Below are 18,866 nucleotides of genomic sequence, written 5' to 3' on the forward strand. Positions count from 1 at the left end.
TAGCACAAGCCTAAATACCTACCCTATTCAATATTACTGCCCCGTTAGTTAAACAAGATTATTTCCATTATTTTAATTTTAACATAAGCTCTTAAATAGGTTGCCGGCTTAAATCAAATTTTTGCACACCAAAGAAACCATCAAAAACAGATTTTTTACGCTGGTCTTAACATCTCCACTGTAGAATGTTTTGAATTCCGGCAAGAACCTAAAATTAGCGGTTTTACCCGTTCAAATTTGGCAAAAGTTTTTGTTTGATTAGTATATTTGAACCAGAAAAGATAGTTATCCAAGTACTTGGTTGCCACACTATGAACCTTCGCATAAATTTCTTGAGCTGAGCGTGATAGGCGTTGACGTGTTGGATATGGTAAATTGACTTCTTTACATAAATCCCCTTTCGAATATTTAGAATTTCGTGCTTTATCCCTTTTTCTGCTGCAAAACTTTTTATAATTAGTTGCGTTATCAGAACATAACAAAGCGTTATGATCAATAAATTGACCCATTACACGGTCTATCTCAGTACTTTTAATTCTTCCTGTGCCGGCCACTTCTGAAATTACTTGTCCATTTCTGTCCTGGGCTACAAGCACACATATTTGTTCATTAGAAATGCCCCTTTTTGTAGCTGAACCACTTCGTTTACGGGCTACCCGGTGGGAGATATCTTATTTGCCTTTTTGACTTTCTTAAAAATAAGTTTCATCACTCTCGACAATTCTTTTTAATGTACTGTGGCCTAATGACCTAAGAGCATTAAGGACTTTATGCCGCCAGTAGAAAGCAGTTGAGATATGAATTTTTAATACTTAAGTGATTTTTGGCAACGTATAGCCCTCAACCATCATCTTAAAGTATTCTATCCATTTACTTAGGTAATAGGTGCCGGATAGGGAGTGTTGGTCATATCATTGAACGTTTTTCCGCAATCTTTACAGAGGTATCGTTGCCTTCCTCGATATTTTCCGTTCTTTTTAATAAACAATCTATGCGAAAACAACCTATATTTATTAAATTTCTAGTTCTTTCGGATAACGTTCCCGTATTCACGAACTCGAGAGGTTTAAGGCTCCGTCGGGAGCCGGCTGCGCTTGCGTAGTTAGCCTCCTAGGGTTGTTCGCCTGATTTCACATTCAGCTTTTTCCTCATCGGGCGAACCAAGGGCCGTCAGGACCGCAGCGTGAATATATTGTTATGCGATTCCCCGTCTTCCTTGAAATACCTCAATTTATTCTTTTAATTTACTCTTTAAACTTTCATCAGATAATATGAAGAGAATTGAGAGATCATTTATGGATTTGATTTGTACAAAATTGTCGTTTTTTAGATCTTTATTGATTCCTGTTACATGAATCTTCCCTTTATTATTCGGATCACTTGGGGAATAAATCAATGAAACCTCATAATCGGTATAGCCTTTTCGATATACGTAAGAATACAAATCTTCTTTATTAGTACCATCTTGATAAACGAAATATTGTCCTACTTCTCCAGTTTCTCGCACATCCGCTAACCATTGATTGACCTTTTCTGCATGCTCCTCTTCTACTGCGTTCAACTTGTAATTGATAATACTATCCATCTCACTTGCCAAATCCTTTTTTTGTTGCTCTTTTTGTATTGAACATCCCGTGAGGATCAGTATAAAAGATAAAATAAGAAATAGGTTTTTCATTATTCCTCCTTCAGACTTATAAATATGTTTAACGGGGTTTCGCATAACGTTCTTGTATCTACGAACCTGAGAGGCTTAAGGCGCATTGCGCCGGGTCCGACGGACTTAGCCTCGCAGGGTTGTTCGCTGGTTTAACTTCTCCGCCTAATACTTCTAGCGAACCAAGGGCGTAGCCCACAGCGTAGATACTTTGTTATATGAAGGACATGTCTACTTCGATCAACATTCAATATCCCTTTATGTGCTCTAAATTGTTATGTTCTCACTTTCTTTAAGACTTACAAATTCAATATCATTGCAATAAAAGTTAATAATTCCGTTCTCGTAATCCTCAATTAAATAATTCATTGGGTGATATCCATGATCCTTTAAATCTCTAATATTAAATCCACTTATTAGTGTTAGTGCTCCTCCAGATTGAAGCTTAAGACTTTCTACATTCGAGAATCTTATAACTAATTCATATGTCTTTGAACTCTCCTTAATTAAAAAAGTTATATCAAGTATGGATATATTCTCAAAAAACTTATCTTGAGTAATATAGAAGTGGAAATCCGAAAGCCACTCTATTTGACGGATTGTAAAATTAGCAATAACCGATTCTATGTATTCTATATTTCTTATCATCATCGAGAAAACTCCTTGTATAATTAATTCACATGTCTTTCATCTAACGTTGTTGTGTTCCTGATGTCGATTCCCCTTAGATAGCTACTATATCTTAGGGAAATGATGTGTCTGCCTGAACCTGCTTCCTTGAAATCCTTCAGGCAGACCGAGCGGCAACAGACGCGAAGCTGGGACACAGTGTTATAAGATGTTGGGGCCACCCCTGAATTCGCTTACACTTTATTGTATTGACTTTACGTACTTTTCAATTTGTTTTTTATGGTGTTTATCGTGGGAAATAAATCCTCTTAAATATCCCCTAATCGAAAACTTTTTTCTGTCTCCGTCTTTATATTCCTTTATATAATCTTCCTCTGGTAATCCGGTGATATCATCAATGATCTTGTTTCTGTATTCCAAGAATTGGTTAATGATAGAATCTCTTGTTTGTGTCTTTGCATATTCCCTTGCATTGGCGTTGAATTCATCAAATTTCAAATGCCTTACAGTCACGGATTGACCAAGCTTGATTTTCTCTATGCCTTCCTCATAAAAATATTTGTCCCAAAGCATGATATGACTTATAACATCTTTCAATGACCATTTCCCTTCTGAAATGGGACTATTCCAATGTTCCTCATCCATAGTCTTTAACTCTTGTACAAAATCAATAAAGGATTTGAATTCTTCTACCATTTCCAAAGAGGTCTTCGCCATGTACATTACTCCTTTGAGTTGTTTTTTATATCCCTTGCCCCAATTTCTTATAACGTTCCTGTATTCACGACGTCCGACGAAGTCGGATGTGTCTGCTGAGCCCGCTTCCTGAAATCCATCCAGCAGACCAAGGCTCCGTAAGGAGCCGCCGCTTGAATATTATGTTATGTGACGTTAGGGCCTCTTCGAATTACTTAATCATTGTTTGAAATCCCTTTTCGTACAAAAATCATCATTTATTTTTATTACGGTTAAAATAAATATTCTCAATAAAATCAAATAATTCTGATTATGAATTTCCTTATCATTCTCTATATTCGGTTGAATGTGACTATATTTGTTCCGTAAATCTAATCCATTATTAAATTGCGATTTATTAAGAGTATAATTGATATAATCTGTTTCCTGTCTAGAAAAGAGAGTGCTTTCAAATCCAATTATTCCCTTATCTTTTAACTCATTTAGCAGCTTACGCTTATACTCTGAACATTTCCAATAGCACACTACTTCATTAATATAAAAGTCATATAAAAGTAAGGCTAGTTGGCTTTTTACCCTAATGTCACATAACGTTGTTGTATTCACGAACCCGAGATCCTTAAAGGAGCGAAGCGACTGGGTCGAAGACTTAGGCTCGCAGGTGTTGATCGCTTGATTCCGCTTCCTGGCTTCTTATCTTCTGGCGATCCAAGGGCCGTAAAGGCCCGCTGCGTGAATACAGTGTTATGCGATGCCCTTGTCCTCTTTGATTAGCTCCCAAGTAATGGTTTTGATAATTCTATTAATTCGTTTTGGTTATCTAAATGTCTTAACATTACTTCTATTTCTTCTGTTCTAGTAGTCTTCATTATTATTAGATGTTTCATATAGATTCCAGGTAGATTCATAAATTCTTGATCAAAATATTCAACTATTTTCTGTGGTGTCGTGATAACGCACCACCTCTTAGAGCCATCGCTAAAGGTTATCGATACTTCAATAAATTCATAGTTGTCAATCTCATCATCAAATTGCCAGGTCGTCATAATTAATACTGGTTCTTCGATGGGTACAAAATTAGACTTAGATATCCAGATTCTTCTTCTATGATCTCCTACAATACGATATTTGTTCTCATCTTCATCGACTATCTCATATATTTTTCCTCGAGTTAAGGCATGTTCATACACGCCAGTACTTTTACATTTAATTCTTTGAGCTTCCATGAAATCACTTCCAATAGAGTCTTCTTTATTGATTTCTTACAAGGGTTTTGCATAACTCTTATCCTGCGAATGTCGTAATCCCTCCTCTTTCCCGTAATATTACGTCATTCGCATTAAATCCATATATTATCATGTTATGCGAAGTTTCCAGTATATTCAATTTATTCTTGCATTCGGTCCAAAGGACTTTGGATGCGACGGATATCTCTAATGCTCACGTGAGTATAGATTTCAGTCGTCTTGGAACTCGTATGGCCTAGTAATTCTTGGATGTATCTTATGTCTGTACCCGCCTCCAAGAGATGGGTAGCAAAAGAATGTCTCAGCGTATGAACAGTCGCGGGCTTTTGAATGCCTGCTTTTTGTTTTATTTTTTCAAATACATGTTGAATCGTTCCGCGGTGATCGGACTGTTTTTGTTTTGCCCGGGAAAAAGCCAGGTTTCAGGCTCTTCTATTCGGATATACTGCTCCAAGAGCTTGTATGCCGTCGGTGACAAAACCGTATATCGGTCCTTTCTTCCTTTTGACTGGCGTATATGAATGATGCCACGCTCTACATCCAGATCACGGACCTTCAAATGCACAGCCTCGCTGATTCGCAGACCTGCCGAATAAACTAGGGATAAGATGGCCCTATGTTTTAAATTTATAACGCTTTTAAGAAGCGTGGATGCTTCCAATGCCGATAGAACGACGGGCAGCTTCTTCTCCCGTTTCGGCCGGGCCCATTCTTTCGGAAAATCGGTCCGTTTTTCTACTTCCTTAAACCAGAAACTTAAGGCGCTGATGGCTTGGTTGACATAGGTATGAGAGTGATTTTGATCTAAAAGCTCGAGTAAGTAATTTCTCGCATCTGGCACACGCAAGAATTCCAAGCTACTTCCCGTACGCTGCATACACCTCTCCCAATGTCCTAAATATGCTTTTTCAGTGTTTCTGCTATATCCTTTTAATCGCATGTATTCTTCACACCGTTTACGCCAACAGTTTCCATAAGGAGATCATCTTCTTCATTGCGGATACTCACTCCGCATCACCTCTTTCATATGAACGGGACAATCCGTAAATTGCTCTACAACCATTCCAATGGTATTTTCATCAGCAGGAAAGCTCCACTGCTTTAGATCTGGATGCCATTTTCGTTTCGGAACGTTACGTATTCGCCGAATCCAATCCTTCTCGGGAGAAGGTCAGCCATAGTCGCCCTTCGTTGACATTTTGCACTTCAATACGTTTTACATCCACGGTTTGTCCCTCCCTCTAAATATGTTCTCCTTACCTACAGATGCGCTTCTCCAAGAATGAAAAAAGAGACGGTTTCGCAACCGTCTCCGATTCTTTCGGAACATTTCCTTTTAATTCCCTTTTTATGCCTCATAGGCAACAGGCGGGCTCTTTGGTTCTTTTCTCATGCGAACCGGCCCCAGACGGAATGACGAGTTACATTCACTCCGTCCCTTGTTTGCACGATCAAGCACCCAAGCTAAGCCCCGCTTAATCCCTCTCAATCGTCAATACCTTCCCTTTCGCATCCCAATGCCCTTGGGCCCCCAGTGCTTTGGTGATGAAACGCATCGGCACGTAGTTGGAGCCATCGAAGTTTTGCACGGGCTGGGCAAGCACCTCGGCGGTGCCGTTGATGGAGGCTTGCTTGGAGCCTACTTTCAGGACGATTTTGGCGCCGGTCAGGTCTTCCGTGAGCGTGATTTGCTTGGTCGCTTTGTCCCACGACAATTTTGCATCCAGCTGGTTTGCGACGTGTTTTACCGGCACCATCAGCGTGTTGTTCACGATGACCGGCTCGTATCCCGGCACTAACATGGTTGTCGGATCATCTTCCGCATACATGTCGAACGATTTGTGGGTAATCTTCATATCATCCTTCATGAAACGGTACAGATCCGACTTGCTGTCCAGATGGCGCAGCATCTCGCCCGGCGTTCCTTCGCCCGGAGCCACGTTCCAGAAACCTTTGGAGCCGTCCACTTCGTGGATGTTCACAGGCTCATTGATTTTCCACGTTTCCGCTTCGGAATGCACCTTCACCTGCTTAATCGGAACGTCATCATTCGCCGGAAGCTGTACGGTCAGGTCCATGTTTTGCTTGCGGATGTTCAGCTTGCTGTCGAGCAGGTAGTCGAGCGAAAGCACGGTGTCTTTGCCCAAAATCGTACGCAGCTCAGGCGTTCCCTCGAACAGCCCGTTTACGTTTTTATCGAAGTCAGGCAGCAGCTTGTTTACCGCACCGATGAGTTCATCCGCGACGGCAGCGATTTCTTTTTCCTTCTCCGCGCTGGTTGGCGCAGCCGTTTCCGTTCCCGGAACGCCGGCGTAGTAGGCGGTGATGATCGGATAATACGTGTCGTACAGACGGGTGATCAGCTGTTTGAGGCCGTCCTTGTCCTGAGACAAGCTGGTCAGGAAGCCCTTGGCCAGGCCGGCGAGCTCATCGCCGCGGATCTCGATGTGCAGCTTTTGCAAGGATAACGACTCCCCGTTCACTTTATCCGTTACGGGCGCGATCGAAATCGAGGACGGATTCGGCGTATGCTTCAGTAGAAAACCGAGCATGTCCTTGTACATTTGGATGACGCTTTCGTTGTTCATTTGCGGAACCGTAAAGGAAGGATCCAATCCCTCCGGAACGAGCGATACGGAAATCGGCTGCGTCATGCCTTCGACGGACAGGTCCATCTTCTTATCGTCCATGGCGAGATGGAAAGGAAGCTTTTTGCCTTGGAGCTGAACGGCTCCTTCCATAGATACGTGGTTCATGTCCTGCATGATGGCTTGGTCAATCGTAACGGACAAGGAATTCAGCAGATCGATGGCTTTTTTGTCCTCTTCGCCCAGCTTGCCGTCTGCCGGAACCAGCTGCAGGGACAACGTTTGTTTGGACATCGCCGATTTGACATCCAGCGCGCTCAGCGCCGCTTTGGAGACATCCACGCCGCCAACGGCTTGGCATCCTGCAAGCACCACCAAAAGCAAGGACAGCGCGGCGGCCAGTCCCCATTTGAAACGCTTCATCATCATGTTCCTCCTTATGTACCCATAATAATTTCTTGCGAAAAAAGCGGCCGGGAACATCCCGGTTGAGTATAGTATGCCAGTGCTTGTATAACGGTGTAAACACTATTTTTACATAATTTTGGAACAAGTCGCGAACTTCCCCCGAAAAACACACAAAAAGCCGACCCGATTCTGTCCGAAAAAAACAGATGGATCCGCTTTTTATTTGTCCGGCGGCGATGCAAATACCGTTGATTCTCCTATCCATTTGAATGAAGCATGCGAGTCGTAATCACCAAAAAAACCGGCGTTTTTGAGCCGACCAAGATTTCCGGCAATCGTTCTTTGCGTGTTCTAACCTGCCACCTCGTGCCTTATGCCTCAACCTTTTTCCCGACGATCACGAGATCGCGCTCGATGCCGTCCAGCTCGGCTACGCCGGGCAGCAATCCCCAATTCTCAAAACCGTATTTTCGCAGCAGCTTCAAGCTTGGATCATTATGGCCGAACACGAAGCCGACCAATCGTTTCAATCCAAGACGCGGACAGGCCTCGAATGCTTTTTCCAGCAAAATGCCGCCCACGCCTTTGCCCCGGCAGTCCTCCGAGACATAAATGCTGATTTCCGCCGTCGCATTGTAGGCCGCACGTCCGTAAAACGATTGAAAGCTCAGCCAGGCGACCGTCTTCCCCTCCGATTTCATGACCCACAGCGGGCGGTGATGGCTGTTATGCTCCTCAAACCAGCGCCGGCGGCTTTCCACCGTTACCGGCTCCAAATCCGCGGTCACTTGCCTTCCGGCGATCGTAGAGTTGTAAATGGCGACGATGTCCGGCAAATCTTCAGGTGCGGCATCTTCGATCGTATAGTTGTCCCATGTCATGCTGTCAATAGTCCTCCTCGCGCGAGTCCGATATGATAGATTTTGATTTCTATTGTATAGGAAGAACGGCGGGCGCGCTATACGGCAGATTTTAGAGACACCCATGCCAAAATGCTGCCCGATGATCAATGAATGAACGTATTTTTCACCCGTTTGGACCGGAGCAAATAAGCCACCCATACCACGCAAAAAACAAAACGCTGTATCATTTGACCGGTTTTTGTGTACTGATCCCTGTCGGCTCCGCCCAAATCTTCATACGTCAAAAAGCGGTCAAACACCATATTCGTTCCCAAATCAAACAGCACGGTAAGCACAAAATAACACATCATGATCCACGGAAACGCCGCCTTTTTCCGGTACAGCAGGACAAAAGCGACGACGAGCAGACCCAGCAAAACAGCCGTGGACAGGGTTTCCAGCATAAACAGCCGCTTGGCGTGCGGGTTGTAAAATTCTCCGTCCGGGGACGTCAAGGAATTCCAAGTCTCCGGAGAATAGATCGGAAGCAAATTCCGAAAGAAATAATCGGAAAGCAGCAGAAGCGAATAATACATGTTAATTTGCACAAGCACCAACCACCCGCCCAGCCCCCGGAGGTCATCCGTCCGAACGGATGCCTGCGGTCCGCCCCTTATCTCGCCGCTTGCAGGCTGCGCCTCGCGCTCAAGGTTATCGTTTGGATTCATCGCGTTCTCCTTTTTCGTTTATCGCATTTACGACATGCGTTAAGTTCTTAGTGATTACATCGACAGATACCCGCTTTTATGTGATACGAATCATTTTCCTAGGAGACGATCAATCGGTTCATCCGCAATCCCCACCTGACTGCAGCTCCATGCCCACAAACGTTTGGCATCCTCCATGTTTTCGGCTCGGACCGCCAGCTTTTGCGGTTTTTTCTTGTAAAAATATTGCCCGGTAACCTGCCCCGCTTCCGGATCGGAAGCGAGATACACCGCCGTCTCGGCGCCTTGTTCCGGAGTTAAGAAGAATGGCTTCATCATCGCCAGCACCGTTTTGCCGAACCCGGTATCGCGGTTGACGCCGATTTGGGTTCCGACCGCTCCCGGATGCAAACAGTTGGCGGTGACACGGGTGCCTCCCAGGCGCGAAGCGAGCTCCTTCGTGAACAAAATGTTCGCCAGCTTCGATTGCCCGTAGGCTTTGGCCGGGTTGAATCCGCGGGTCAGGAACGGATCGTCGAAATGGATTTTTCCCGCCTTATACGCGCCGGAAGCCACCGTCACGACTCTTCCCTGCTCAGCTGCCAGCAGCGGCTCCAAAAGCAGGTTCGTCAGCAGAAAATGGCCCAAGTGGTTGACCCCCAGGTCCATTTCGAAGCCGTCGGCCGTCTCCTTCCGTTTGAGCATCACCACGCCGGCATTGTTGAGAAGCACGTCAAGCTTGCCGTAGCGCTCCCGAAACGTCCGGGCGAATTCCCGGATGCTGTCCAAACGGCCCAAGTCGCAAAGCATCAGATGGATGCGATCCGAACCGCTTTGCCGGATGGCCTCCGCCAGCGCTTCCTGGCCCCGCCGTTCATGGCGGCATGCCATGACGACTTCCGCGCCCTGGTTCGCGAGCGCAATCGTGGAAGCCAGCCCCATGCCGGAATTGGCTCCGGTCACGACGATCAATTTGTCCACCGCTTCATTCCTCCCGTCTCTTTTTCGCTCCAAATGATTAATCCTGCCGTTCGTCTCTTCCTTTTTCTCCCTACCTGTAATTAAACATGCCGGCTGGAGGAAATCAATCATTTTTGATGCTGCGCCGGCTTCTCATGGAATTTTAATCCGTTTTTTATACAATGGAGCAGGAACATATGAACCTATTTCAGGGAGGAAAACCGATGACTACGCCTCTTCATCCATTAATCGTTCACTTTCCCATCGCCTTGCTGTTTCTTGCAGCCGTGATGCAGCTCCTTGCCATATGGCGCCCCCGGCTGTTCGACCGGACCGCGGACATCCTGCTCGGATTGGGATTCCTCAGCGGAATCGCGGCTTATATGACCGGGGACGGAGGCGAACGTTACGCCGTCAGCGTCTTCGGGGCTACCCGGGACATGATCCATAAACACGAAAATATCGCATTTTACACCCTCATCGTCTACGGCCTCCTGCTGGCTGTCAAAATCTTGTTCCGGCTGCCCGGGCTCCGGCGCCGTTTCGCTGCAGGCTTGCGCTGGGCCGCGCCGCTGGTGGTGATCTTGTCCCTGGCCGGACTCGTGCTGGTTTACTACACCGGCCATTACGGCGGACAGATCGTGTATCACGGCACGCAAGCATCCGCCAATCCTTGATCAAGTGTCGTTGACGGGGCGAAGCGCGGGATTTTACCCGCGAAAACGGCAACCGACCGGCCCGAAAGCCCCCGCCTTTTTTTCACCGATATCTTCAACACGCTTCAACGCCTGCCCGCCGGATCACGGATCGACGGCCGGGCGTTTTTTCTTTTTCGATTCCGCCGCATTATAATGAAAGAGAACAGCATACCAAAGGAGGTGCACCGGATATTTATCCGGAAATCGCATGAAACTTGGACAACAGATCGTATCCGTTGAATTGTACAACCAACCGGGCGCCGCCGAGCCGGCCTATCAGCCTGTTTTGCTATGGGACGATAAACATGGAGCTACGCTGGTGGATACCGGCATGATCGGGCAAATGGACCAGATGACCCGGGCGATCCGGGAAACCGGACTGCAGGTTGCGGACATCAAACGCATCATTTTGACGCATCAGGATGTGGACCATATCGGAAACTTGCCCACGCTGATCGCCGAAAATCCGAATATCGAGGTGTGGGCGCATGCCGCCGACATACCGTACATCACGGGCGAAAAACGCATCATCAAAATGACGGACGAACGCATTGCGCAAATGCCCGAGGCGGCGCAAACAGCCATCCACTCCCTTTTCGACAAGCTGCCTTCCATCCGAATTTCCCGCGTGCTCGAGGACGGCGACATGCTCGATATTCACGGCGGAATGCACGTCATCCACACGCCGGGCCATACCCCTGGCCATATCTGCTTGTATCTGCCTGAAGAACAGCTGCTGCTGGCCGCGGACGAGCTGCGTGTCGTTGACGGGGATTTGGCGGGACCTCCGGAAGGATTTTTCACCCCGGACATGAAAGAAGCCATACGTAGCATGCACAAGCTGACCGATTTGCCGCTGAACGGGATTTTCTGTTATCACGGCGGATTATACGATCGGAACCCTTCCGTACGGCTCGCCGAGCTGCTCAACACATTGGAAAAAGCCGAAGGCTAAACATTCCGCAGTCCAATGCAGCGTACCGCACAAGCCAAGGCAACGCCATTCTTGAAATCCCGGGTTCTCCCGCTGGCTGCCGACAGCTGATTCATCAATCTGATGAAACGCTTCTTTGGGCTTGTTTAGTGCTATAATGAAAACAACGTCTATGATGTCCTCCCACGGAAGACAGCCCGCGTTTACGCGGGCGTTTTGAAGGCGAATTAGGGTGGAACCTTTAACGCTTTTCTTTTTCGCTGAAGGCGAGGCAAGAACGAGAACCCATAAGGTTAGAAAGGAAGACCTGAACATGAGCAGTCGTATCGAGCAATTGGAGCAATCCATGAATGAAAAGGGACTGGACAGCCTGCTGGTGACCGATCCCAAACATGTCTACTATTTGACCGGATTTGCGAGCGATCCGCATGAACGTTTTCTCGGCCTGCTGCTCGTGCGCGGCGAAGAGCCGACGCTGATCGTGCCGGCCCTGGACGCCGAAGCGGCAAACGCCGCCTCCAGCGTCAAAAACATCGTGACCCACAACGATACGGACAATCCGTATGAGCTGCTGCAGCGGCAGTTTAAAAGAAACATCGGCACGCTTGGCATCGAAAAGGAACAACTGACCGTGGCCCGTTACGAAGAGCTGTCCGCAGCCGTTTCGGCCAAGCAATACGCGGATATCGGCCCGCTGCTCCGCAGCATGCGCGTCAACAAATCGCCGGAAGAGATCAAACGGATGAAACATGCGATGGACCTGATCGAGGAAGTGCTGCGCCAAGGGCTGAAAAGCGTCAAAACCGGCGTCACCGAAATCGAAATCGTCGCCGAGCTGGAATACCTAATGAAGCAACTCGGCGCGCAGGGGCCTTCCTTCGACACGATGGTCTTGTCCGGACCGAAAACCGCGTTGCCGCACGGCACGCCGGGAGACCGCAAAATCCAGCACGGCGACCTGCTGATGTTCGATATGGGGGTATACGCTGACGGATACGCGTCCGACATTACCCGCACGTTTGCGGTGGGAGAGGTCTCCCCCGAACTGAAAAAGATCTACAACGCCGTATTGGAAGCCAACCTGCAGGGCATTCAGGCCATCAAACCGGGCGTGACGCTCGCATCGGTGGACAAAGCGGCCCGGGATGCGATCGAAAAAGCCGGCTACGGCCCGTATTTCCTGCATCGCCTCGGCCACGGCCTCGGCATGGATGTGCATGAATATCCTTCCGTGCATGGCAACAACGCCGATCTTGTGCAGCCGGGCATGGTGTTCACCGTCGAACCGGGCGTCTATGTCGCAGGCCTTGGCGGCGTGCGGATCGAAGACGACATTTTTGTGACGGACAACGGTGTGGAAGTGCTGACATCCTACCCGAAAGAATTGATCGTCCTCGAGGGTTGACACAGAATTTTCAACACAACCATCACGGGAAAAACAAAAAACCGGAATGCCTCATCCTCTTCGGATGCTGCTTCCGGTTTTTTGGTGTTTATATGAACATCTCAGCCAAGCTGAGCGATAGACCGTTCATGACAAACATGCCGTAAACTATGACTGCGCCGGACGGCTTGCGCCATCCTCCTCATCGGCAAACTTGAAATCGCGGGCAATGTACAAAAACGGCGTTCCAACGGCTGTCAAAATGAACTTGATGATATACGTCGTCAGGAACACTTCCAGCCATACGGTCCACGTAAAACCTTCCCGTCCCGCAAAAGCGATCACGCAAAAAACGAGCGTATCCACCAGCGAACTGATCATCGTGCTGCCGTTGTTGCGGATCCAGAACTGATGGCGTTTGCCGTAAAACTTGCGGATCCAGCTGTACAGCTTTACGTCCAGGAACTGGCTCACGAAATATGCGGTCAAGCTTCCAAGCGCCAGACGCGGCATCAGACCGAAAATGTTTTGCAGCGCCTTCTGCATTTCGTCGTCCGCTCCGCCCATCGGCTTGAAATACAAAGCCATCTGCATCAGCACGGTCGTGATAATCAAGGTGAAAAACCCGAACCAGACGGCCTTTCGCGCTTCCTGCCGGCCGTATTTTTCGTTCAGCAGGTCGCTGGTCATGTACAGGCTGACATACATCGTATTGCCCAGCGTCATGGCGATGCCGAACATTTCGATCGTTTTCGTCACCTGAATGTTGGCCACGACGGTTGCGACGCCGATCCAGGCATACAAGCCTTTTTTGCCGAACAGTCGGTAACACAGCAAATATAGCGAAAAATTGACGAGTACGTACACGATACCCCAAAGCAAGTTGAACATCAGGTTTTCCTCCTAGTTTTGATTACGCGGGATGGTTTCGAACCGCGGTTTCCGGGCAGGCTGTCGCCGCCCAAAAACATGTTCTAATGTAACATAATTCGTCCCCTTGTGGCTATGTTTATTTTCGGAAAAATTTCTGCCCATCCGCCGAGAACCAAAAAAAGAGCCCCGGCGGCCGCCGAAGCTCCAAAGCATCTATGGTTTGGGATGTTGCAGGCAAATCCTAGAGAGTGATCCTGCCGCGGCCAAGCGCGAAACCTGGATCGAAATGCCTGCAAATCCCGAGAGAAGAACGTTTTTCATGGCCCAAGCTTTACGCATGAACAGCGTTGTCGAGCTCCACGTCGTTTTTGAACACGTCATGGTCGTTTTCTTTCAAAATTTTGCTGGACACCAGACCGGCAACCATCGAGTCGTTGACGTTCAGCGCCGTACGGCCCATGTCGATCAGCGGTTCAACCGAGATCAACAGACCGGCAAGCGCAACCGGCAGGTTCATCGTGGACAAGACGATCAGGGAAGCGAACGTCGCCCCGCCGCCTACGCCGGCAACACCGAAGGAACTGATGACAACGATCAGAATCAGCTGTACGATAAAGCTCCAGCTCATCGGATCGATGCCGACCGTCGGCGCGATCATGCAGGCCAGCATGGCCGGATAAATGCCGGCGCAGCCGTTTTGCCCGATCGTGGCGCCGAAGGTTGCAGACAGGTTGGCGATCCCTTCGGATACGCCCAGCTTTTTCGTTTGCGTCTCCACGTTCAGCGGAATCGTAGCCGCGCTCGAACGGGAAGTAAACGCAAAGGTCAGCGTCGGCAGCACCTTTTTAACGTATTGCACCGGATTGAATCCGAAAAGAGCGATGATGATCAGATGAATAATAAACATAATGATCAAAGCGACGTACGATGCTCCAACAAATTTGATCAGCTTCAGGATCTCGTCGACGTTGGTCGTCGCCACCGTCTTCGTAATCAAGGCCAAAATACCGTATGGCGTCAGCCTCAATACGAGCGTTACGATCCTGAGCACCACCGCGTAGACCGCTTCAACCACTTTGCGGAAGGTTGCCGCCTGCTCCGGCTTTTTGCGGTCAATGCCCAGCACGGCTACGCCGATAAAGGCGGAGAAAATGACGACGGCCAGCGTGGACGAACGGCGGGCGCCCGTCATGTCGGCAAACGGATTGGTCGGAACGAATTCAAGAATTTGCTGCGGAATCGTTTTATCCTGGACATCCCCGAGCTTCTGCTCCAGCTTCTGTCCCTGCTGCGCCTCGCGGTCTCCAGCCTTGATATCGATAGCCTTCAGGTTGAAGGTAAGGCTGGTCGCGATACTAACTGCGGCTGCGATGGCTACGGTAATCAGCAGCACGGCGATGATCGACCCGCTCATTTTGCCGAGATTTTGTCTGCCCTTCAAATTCATAATGGCGGAAATGATCGAAACCATGATCAGCGGAATGACCACCATTTGCAGCAGGCCGACATAGCCGTAACCCGCCAGGTTAAACCAGTCTACCGATTTGGTGATGACCTTGGAGTCGACGCCGAAAATCAACTGCAAAACGACGCCGAACACGACGCCGAGGCCAAGGCCCGTAAATACGCGTTTTGTGAACGATATATGCTTCTTCTGCATCCAGAGCAGCAGGCCGATCAAGGCAAGCATGACGATCACGTTGACAATAACCCATAATGTGTTCATCTCTTTTTAGCACCCCTTAGTATTCTTAAGGCTCCCCGGCAAAACCTCCGTCCGCAACCGGAAGCTCGCCTGGCCTTTGATGATTGATGATGGCGCGGCCAGTACATCCGCCTTATCGTTAAGCATTTGGAAGGCTTCTTTTGGCCGGTCTTTGAAATTGATTTTAAGTTTAGCACAATTCATAGTATTTGGATAGGATTAATTTTTTGCTATTTTTAAGCATATGACGCAAAAAGAAGTCATCCCTTGTCATTAGGGATGACTTCTCTTCAGTTTTTTCCTTTTTTGAAGAATTTATAACTTCATGCTCAGGTTCGGAGGTGGGCAGGCTATTCAGCCAATACCTAGCAGCTTGTAAATCTCGTTCATTTTCACATGCTGCCTTACCGTTTCGGCGACGCGGTCGAATTCCCGCTCCTTTAGAGCCTTAGCCGAGAACGTATCCGCTTCGGTCCGAAGCCCTTTCGCCGCGCGGATCGCATTCAGCCAGCTTTTGCGGAACTCGTCGTTATGGAAAATGCCGTGCAAATACGTGCCCCAGATCCGGCCGTTTTTTGCGCCGCATCCTTCCATTTTCGGCTCCCCGTCTGTTTCCCGAATTTCGAACAGCGGATGTGCGCTCCCTTGATGGTCTTCGAACACGGCGGTGCGTCCCATATGTATTTCGTAACCTTCCACCGGAATAGCCGCCGCGTCCCAACCGCCTTCAAGGCGCAGCGGGCAATCCGGCAGCAGCCGGCCGCTGACTCGGACCGTTTTTTTGTCCACGGCAAAAACGGTTGCAAGCGGCAAATAACCGAGCCCTTCCGTCTCGGCGGCTTGCCGGCCTTCCAGCCCTTCCGGATCGGACAAGGTTCTGCCAAGCATCTGATAACCGCCGCAAATGCCGATCAGCTGGGTCGAACCGGAGCGCATCGCTTCGGCTATGGCGGCGTCGAATCCTTGTTCCTTGAGGAATTCCAGATCGCCGATCGTGTTTTTCGTGCCGGGCAACAGGATGACATCCGGCTGTCCAAGCTCGGCGGAGCGGCTGACGAAACGCACGGACACGCCGGGCTCCCCGGTCAGCGGATCAAAATCCGTAAAATTGGAGATGCGCGGCGTGCGGATGACGGCAACGTCGATGCCTCCGCCAGCCTGTCGGTCCGCCGCAGGCCGGCTTCGTCCCTCCAATGCCACGGAGTCTTCCGCCTCCAACCGGAGATCATGGATATAAGGCAGCACGCCAAGCACCGGAATGCCTGTCCGCTCCTCCAGCCAATCCAGCCCCGGCTGAAGCAGCGACAGATCCCCGCGGAACTTGTTGATGATAAAGCCCTTGACGCGTGCACGCTCATGAGGCTCCAGCAGCTCCAGCGTTCCCACGAGAAAAGCAAATACGCCGCCGCGGTCGATGTCCGCAACCAGCACGACGGGCGCATCCGCCCAGCCGGCCAAGTTCATGTTGACGATATCCCGGTCCTTCAAGTTGATTTCGGCGGGACTTCCTGCGCCTTCCATCACGACGATGTCGTACGCGGAACGCAAGCGCCCGAGCGCTTCCATCACGGTCGCTTTGGCCGTCAGCAAATATTTGCTGCGGTAATCCGCGGCGCTCATATTCGCCAGGGGACGCCCATGGACGACGATCTGGGAATGCATGTCGTGCGTCGGCTTGATCAGGATCGGGTTCATGTCCGTCGTCGCTTCGATGCCGCAGGCTTCGGCCTGCATGCCCTGGGCCCTCCCGATTTCTTTGCCGTCCGCCGTAACGTAGGAATTCAGCGCCATGTTCTGCGATTTGAACGGAGCCGTGCGGAAGCCGTCCTGCACGAAAATACGGCAGAGTGCAGCCGTAAGGACGCTTTTGCCCACATCCGAAGCCGTCCCTTGCAGCATCAGCACCGCCGCTTGTTTAACGCATCCTGTTCCCTTGTTCTCCGTCACTCGCGGTTTCCTCCTCTGGTTGAGCTCACAATGGAAATAGTTTATAACATTGCGCAAGATGGCCGCTCCGGTTACGGATCGTTCTTCTGATCGCTGCCCACCTCCAAATTTCTATCATAAATAAATCCCACTGAGGTAGAAATTCGGAGGCAGCCTATGCTTTCGACGCGAGCTTTCATGCGGAAAGCTTTTAGGCGACCTTCCGAAGCAGTTATTTTTTTCATTTATAACCGATACTGAATGATCACAAGCACGAGCAGCAGCAGCGTTTCGATCCCCTCGTTCAGCGCGCCGTACGTGTCGCCGGTCAGGCCGCCGAGCTTGCGGGCCATGCGCCGCGCCGCCCACGTTCCTCCGGCCCAGGCTGCAAGCGGTAACGCAACCCAGGCCAAACCTGCCTGCCCATACGTCCACTCCCCGACGCCAAGAAGCGGAAACAGCCCGGCGGCGGCTGCGGTAAGAAGTATTGCTCCCGGCAGTGCCGCCGCACTATGGCGTTTCTCCATGCCGTTAAAATTGCTGCCGGCAAGCCCCTTGTTGCCGCGGGCCATCGGCCACGACGCCATCGCATGCACCATAAACCACCGGCTCCAGACCGGCGGAAGAAGGAGCATGAGCGGCGGCCAGCCTTCAGTCAGCAGCGAATAGACCAGCGCCGCTTTCAGCAGCAACAGCAGCACGCAGGCCATGACGCCCATCGCGCCGACCCGGCTGTCTTTCATGATCTCCAGCATTTGCTCGCGCGGCCTATAGCTTAAAAGCCCGTCCGCGGTATCCATCCATCCGTCCAAATGCAGCCCGCCGGTCAGGGCGACCCACAACACGAGCGTCAGCACCGCGGCAGGCAGCGGCGGCAGCAAGTACAAAGCCGCGGCAGCGACACACCATACCACCGCGCCGATGGCCGCTCCCGCAAGCGGATAATGGCGTGTGCTCCGCCGGAACAGCTCGGGCGTATAATCCAGCTCCGCTTTGACCGGAAACCGGGTCAGAAATTGAAAAGCCGCCGCTACGGCCTGCCATCCTGGATTCATAGCCGGTACTCCCTGCTTTTCAGTTCGATCGGGATGCCGACCGTTACCAGAAATACCTGTTCGCAGACGCGGGCCACCGACTGGTTCAGGATTCCGGCATAGTCGCGGAACAGTCTTCCTAGCGGGTATTCCGGCACGATGCCGTCCCCGACTTCGTTCGTGACGAGCACGAGCGGTCCGGGATAGGCTTGGACGGCTTCCACCAGCCGGTCGATGGCTTCCCGGATCGCCTGCTCCATATTTTCCTGTTCCTCCGCCGCCAAAATCACGTTGGTCAGCCACAACGTCAAGCAGTCCACAAGCACCGCCGGCGTCTCGGAGCCGGCATGCAGCGATGCAAGCAGCTCCGGCAGCTTCAGCGGCTCTTCCATCGTGTTCCAGCCGAATTCGGCTTGATCCCGCTGCCGCTTATGCAGGGCGATCCGCTGTTTCATCTCCGCGTCAAAAGCCTGGGACGTCGCCACATAAATCGCCTGCTGCGCGTTCGCCATCATCCAGCGCTCGGCAAACGAGCTTTTCCCGCTCCTTGCTCCGCCGGTAACCAAAATGCTCATTG

At 50.0% G+C, this 18,866-nt stretch carries 19 protein-coding genes and 1 pseudogene; 3 read left to right on the plus strand and 17 right to left on the minus strand.

Annotation, left to right across the window (positions count from 1 at the left end; translation table 11 throughout):
* Positions 1–155 precede the first annotated feature (155 nt).
* The 12 genes and pseudogenes from GQY55_RS15070 to GQY55_RS15125 all read right to left on the minus strand — a co-directional run bounded on the left by GQY55_RS15070 (position 156) and on the right by GQY55_RS15125 (position 9,756).
* On the minus strand, positions 156–596 hold the full coding sequence (locus GQY55_RS15070) for a hypothetical protein (RefSeq protein ID WP_236575633.1): 441 nt from the start codon (positions 594–596) through the stop codon (positions 156–158).
* Between the two features lie 278 nt (positions 597–874).
* Positions 875–1,003, minus strand: a complete 129-nt coding sequence (locus GQY55_RS32075) for a transposase (protein ID WP_442953633.1) — start codon at positions 1,001–1,003, stop codon at positions 875–877.
* Between the two features lie 228 nt (positions 1,004–1,231).
* Positions 1,232–1,678, minus strand: a complete 447-nt coding sequence (locus tag GQY55_RS15075) for a hypothetical protein (RefSeq protein WP_160042690.1) — start codon at positions 1,676–1,678, stop codon at positions 1,232–1,234.
* Positions 1,679–1,924: 246 nt separating this feature from the next.
* Complete coding sequence (locus GQY55_RS15080; protein WP_160042691.1) at positions 1,925–2,308, minus strand: hypothetical protein; 384 nt, start codon at positions 2,306–2,308, stop codon at positions 1,925–1,927.
* A gap of 219 nt (positions 2,309–2,527) precedes the next feature.
* On the minus strand, positions 2,528–3,004 hold the full coding sequence (locus GQY55_RS15085; RefSeq protein WP_160042692.1) for a DinB family protein: 477 nt from the start codon (positions 3,002–3,004) through the stop codon (positions 2,528–2,530).
* 198 nt (positions 3,005–3,202) lie between these two features.
* A complete protein-coding gene (locus GQY55_RS15090) occupies positions 3,203–3,589 on the minus strand; it encodes a hypothetical protein (RefSeq protein ID WP_160042693.1) in 387 nt (128 codons plus the stop codon).
* A 164-nt stretch (positions 3,590–3,753) separates the two neighbouring features.
* Positions 3,754–4,209: a hypothetical protein gene (locus GQY55_RS15095; protein WP_160042694.1), complete on the minus strand. Its 456-nt coding sequence runs from the start codon at positions 4,207–4,209 to the stop codon at positions 3,754–3,756.
* Between the two features lie 161 nt (positions 4,210–4,370).
* A pseudogene (locus tag GQY55_RS32080) lies at positions 4,371–5,182 on the minus strand (tyrosine-type recombinase/integrase); the annotation flags it as partial.
* A 523-nt stretch (positions 5,183–5,705) separates the two neighbouring features.
* Entirely contained in the window at positions 5,706–7,241 is a 1,536-nt protein-coding gene (locus GQY55_RS15110) for a copper amine oxidase N-terminal domain-containing protein (protein WP_160042696.1), read from the minus strand.
* Between the two features lie 356 nt (positions 7,242–7,597).
* Entirely contained in the window at positions 7,598–8,107 is a 510-nt protein-coding gene (locus GQY55_RS15115; protein WP_160042697.1) for a GNAT family N-acetyltransferase, read from the minus strand.
* Between the two features lie 125 nt (positions 8,108–8,232).
* A complete protein-coding gene (locus GQY55_RS15120) occupies positions 8,233–8,796 on the minus strand; it encodes a DUF2569 domain-containing protein (RefSeq protein WP_160042698.1) in 564 nt (187 codons plus the stop codon).
* 90 nt (positions 8,797–8,886) lie between these two features.
* Complete coding sequence (locus GQY55_RS15125; protein WP_268895017.1) at positions 8,887–9,756, minus strand: SDR family oxidoreductase; 870 nt, start codon at positions 9,754–9,756, stop codon at positions 8,887–8,889.
* 203 nt (positions 9,757–9,959) lie between these two features.
* Between GQY55_RS15125 and GQY55_RS15130 the strand changes: the two genes are divergently transcribed.
* The 3 genes from GQY55_RS15130 (at position 9,960) to GQY55_RS15140 (ending at position 12,772) form a co-directional block, all read left to right on the plus strand.
* Positions 9,960–10,412 carry a DUF2231 domain-containing protein gene (locus GQY55_RS15130; protein ID WP_160042700.1) on the plus strand — a complete coding sequence of 151 codons (453 nt, stop codon included), beginning with the start codon at positions 9,960–9,962 and terminating at the stop codon, positions 10,410–10,412.
* Between the two features lie 229 nt (positions 10,413–10,641).
* Positions 10,642–11,388 carry an MBL fold metallo-hydrolase gene (locus GQY55_RS15135; protein ID WP_160042701.1) on the plus strand — a complete coding sequence of 249 codons (747 nt, stop codon included), beginning with the start codon at positions 10,642–10,644 and terminating at the stop codon, positions 11,386–11,388.
* A gap of 292 nt (positions 11,389–11,680) precedes the next feature.
* The gene (locus GQY55_RS15140) at positions 11,681–12,772 is read left to right on the plus strand and encodes a M24 family metallopeptidase (RefSeq protein WP_160042702.1); all 1,092 of its coding nucleotides are present in this window, start codon (positions 11,681–11,683) and stop codon (positions 12,770–12,772) included.
* 147 nt (positions 12,773–12,919) lie between these two features.
* On the opposite strand, the gene GQY55_RS15145 is transcribed toward GQY55_RS15140, so the two are convergent.
* The 5 genes from GQY55_RS15145 to cobU all read right to left on the minus strand — a co-directional run bounded on the left by GQY55_RS15145 (position 12,920) and on the right by cobU (position 18,864).
* Entirely contained in the window at positions 12,920–13,642 is a 723-nt protein-coding gene (locus GQY55_RS15145) for a queuosine precursor transporter (RefSeq protein WP_160042703.1), read from the minus strand.
* Between the two features lie 313 nt (positions 13,643–13,955).
* Entirely contained in the window at positions 13,956–15,350 is a 1,395-nt protein-coding gene (locus tag GQY55_RS15150) for an L-cystine transporter (RefSeq protein ID WP_160042704.1), read from the minus strand.
* A gap of 333 nt (positions 15,351–15,683) precedes the next feature.
* Entirely contained in the window at positions 15,684–17,228 is a 1,545-nt protein-coding gene (locus GQY55_RS15155) for a cobyric acid synthase (RefSeq protein ID WP_160042821.1), read from the minus strand.
* 272 nt (positions 17,229–17,500) lie between these two features.
* Entirely contained in the window at positions 17,501–18,310 is an 810-nt protein-coding gene (gene cobS / locus GQY55_RS15160) for an adenosylcobinamide-GDP ribazoletransferase (RefSeq protein ID WP_160042705.1), read from the minus strand.
* A complete protein-coding gene (gene cobU, locus GQY55_RS15165) occupies positions 18,307–18,864 on the minus strand; it encodes a bifunctional adenosylcobinamide kinase/adenosylcobinamide-phosphate guanylyltransferase (protein WP_160042706.1) in 558 nt (185 codons plus the stop codon). Before cobU ends, cobS begins: the two co-directional genes overlap by 4 nt.
* Between the last annotated feature and the right edge of the window lie 2 nt (positions 18,865–18,866).

It is taken from the genome of Paenibacillus sp. USDA918EY, from assembly GCF_009870825.1.
Classification (GTDB): Bacteria; Bacillota; Bacilli; order Paenibacillales; family Paenibacillaceae; genus Paenibacillus_AQ; species Paenibacillus_AQ albilobatus.

What these genes read in the sequence shown, in the direction of transcription:
- GQY55_RS15075 (WP_160042690.1), bottom strand. Translation starts at nt 1,678, where the DNA reads ATGAAAAACCTATTTCTTATTTTATCTTTTATACTGATCCTCACGGGA.
- GQY55_RS15080 (WP_160042691.1), bottom strand. Translation starts at nt 2,308, where the DNA reads ATGATGATAAGAAATATAGAATACATAGAATCGGTTATTGCTAATTTT.
- GQY55_RS15085 (WP_160042692.1), bottom strand. Translation starts at nt 3,004, where the DNA reads ATGGCGAAGACCTCTTTGGAAATGGTAGAAGAATTCAAATCCTTTATT.
- GQY55_RS15095 (WP_160042694.1), bottom strand. Translation starts at nt 4,209, where the DNA reads ATGGAAGCTCAAAGAATTAAATGTAAAAGTACTGGCGTGTATGAACAT.
- GQY55_RS15110 (WP_160042696.1), bottom strand. Translation starts at nt 7,241, where the DNA reads ATGAAGCGTTTCAAATGGGGACTGGCCGCCGCGCTGTCCTTGCTTTTG.
- GQY55_RS15115 (WP_160042697.1), bottom strand. Translation starts at nt 8,107, where the DNA reads ATGACATGGGACAACTATACGATCGAAGATGCCGCACCTGAAGATTTG.
- GQY55_RS15120 (WP_160042698.1), bottom strand. Translation starts at nt 8,796, where the DNA reads ATGAATCCAAACGATAACCTTGAGCGCGAGGCGCAGCCTGCAAGCGGC.
- GQY55_RS15130 (WP_160042700.1), top strand. Translation starts at nt 9,960, where the DNA reads ATGACTACGCCTCTTCATCCATTAATCGTTCACTTTCCCATCGCCTTG.
- GQY55_RS15135 (WP_160042701.1), top strand. Translation starts at nt 10,642, where the DNA reads ATGAAACTTGGACAACAGATCGTATCCGTTGAATTGTACAACCAACCG.
- GQY55_RS15140 (WP_160042702.1), top strand. Translation starts at nt 11,681, where the DNA reads ATGAGCAGTCGTATCGAGCAATTGGAGCAATCCATGAATGAAAAGGGA.
- GQY55_RS15145 (WP_160042703.1), bottom strand. Translation starts at nt 13,642, where the DNA reads ATGTTCAACTTGCTTTGGGGTATCGTGTACGTACTCGTCAATTTTTCG.
- GQY55_RS15150 (WP_160042704.1), bottom strand. Translation starts at nt 15,350, where the DNA reads ATGAACACATTATGGGTTATTGTCAACGTGATCGTCATGCTTGCCTTG.
- GQY55_RS15155 (WP_160042821.1), bottom strand. Translation starts at nt 17,228, where the DNA reads ATGCTGCAAGGGACGGCTTCGGATGTGGGCAAAAGCGTCCTTACGGCT.
- cobS (WP_160042705.1), bottom strand. Translation starts at nt 18,310, where the DNA reads ATGAATCCAGGATGGCAGGCCGTAGCGGCGGCTTTTCAATTTCTGACC.
- cobU (WP_160042706.1), bottom strand. Translation starts at nt 18,864, where the DNA reads ATGAGCATTTTGGTTACCGGCGGAGCAAGGAGCGGGAAAAGCTCGTTT.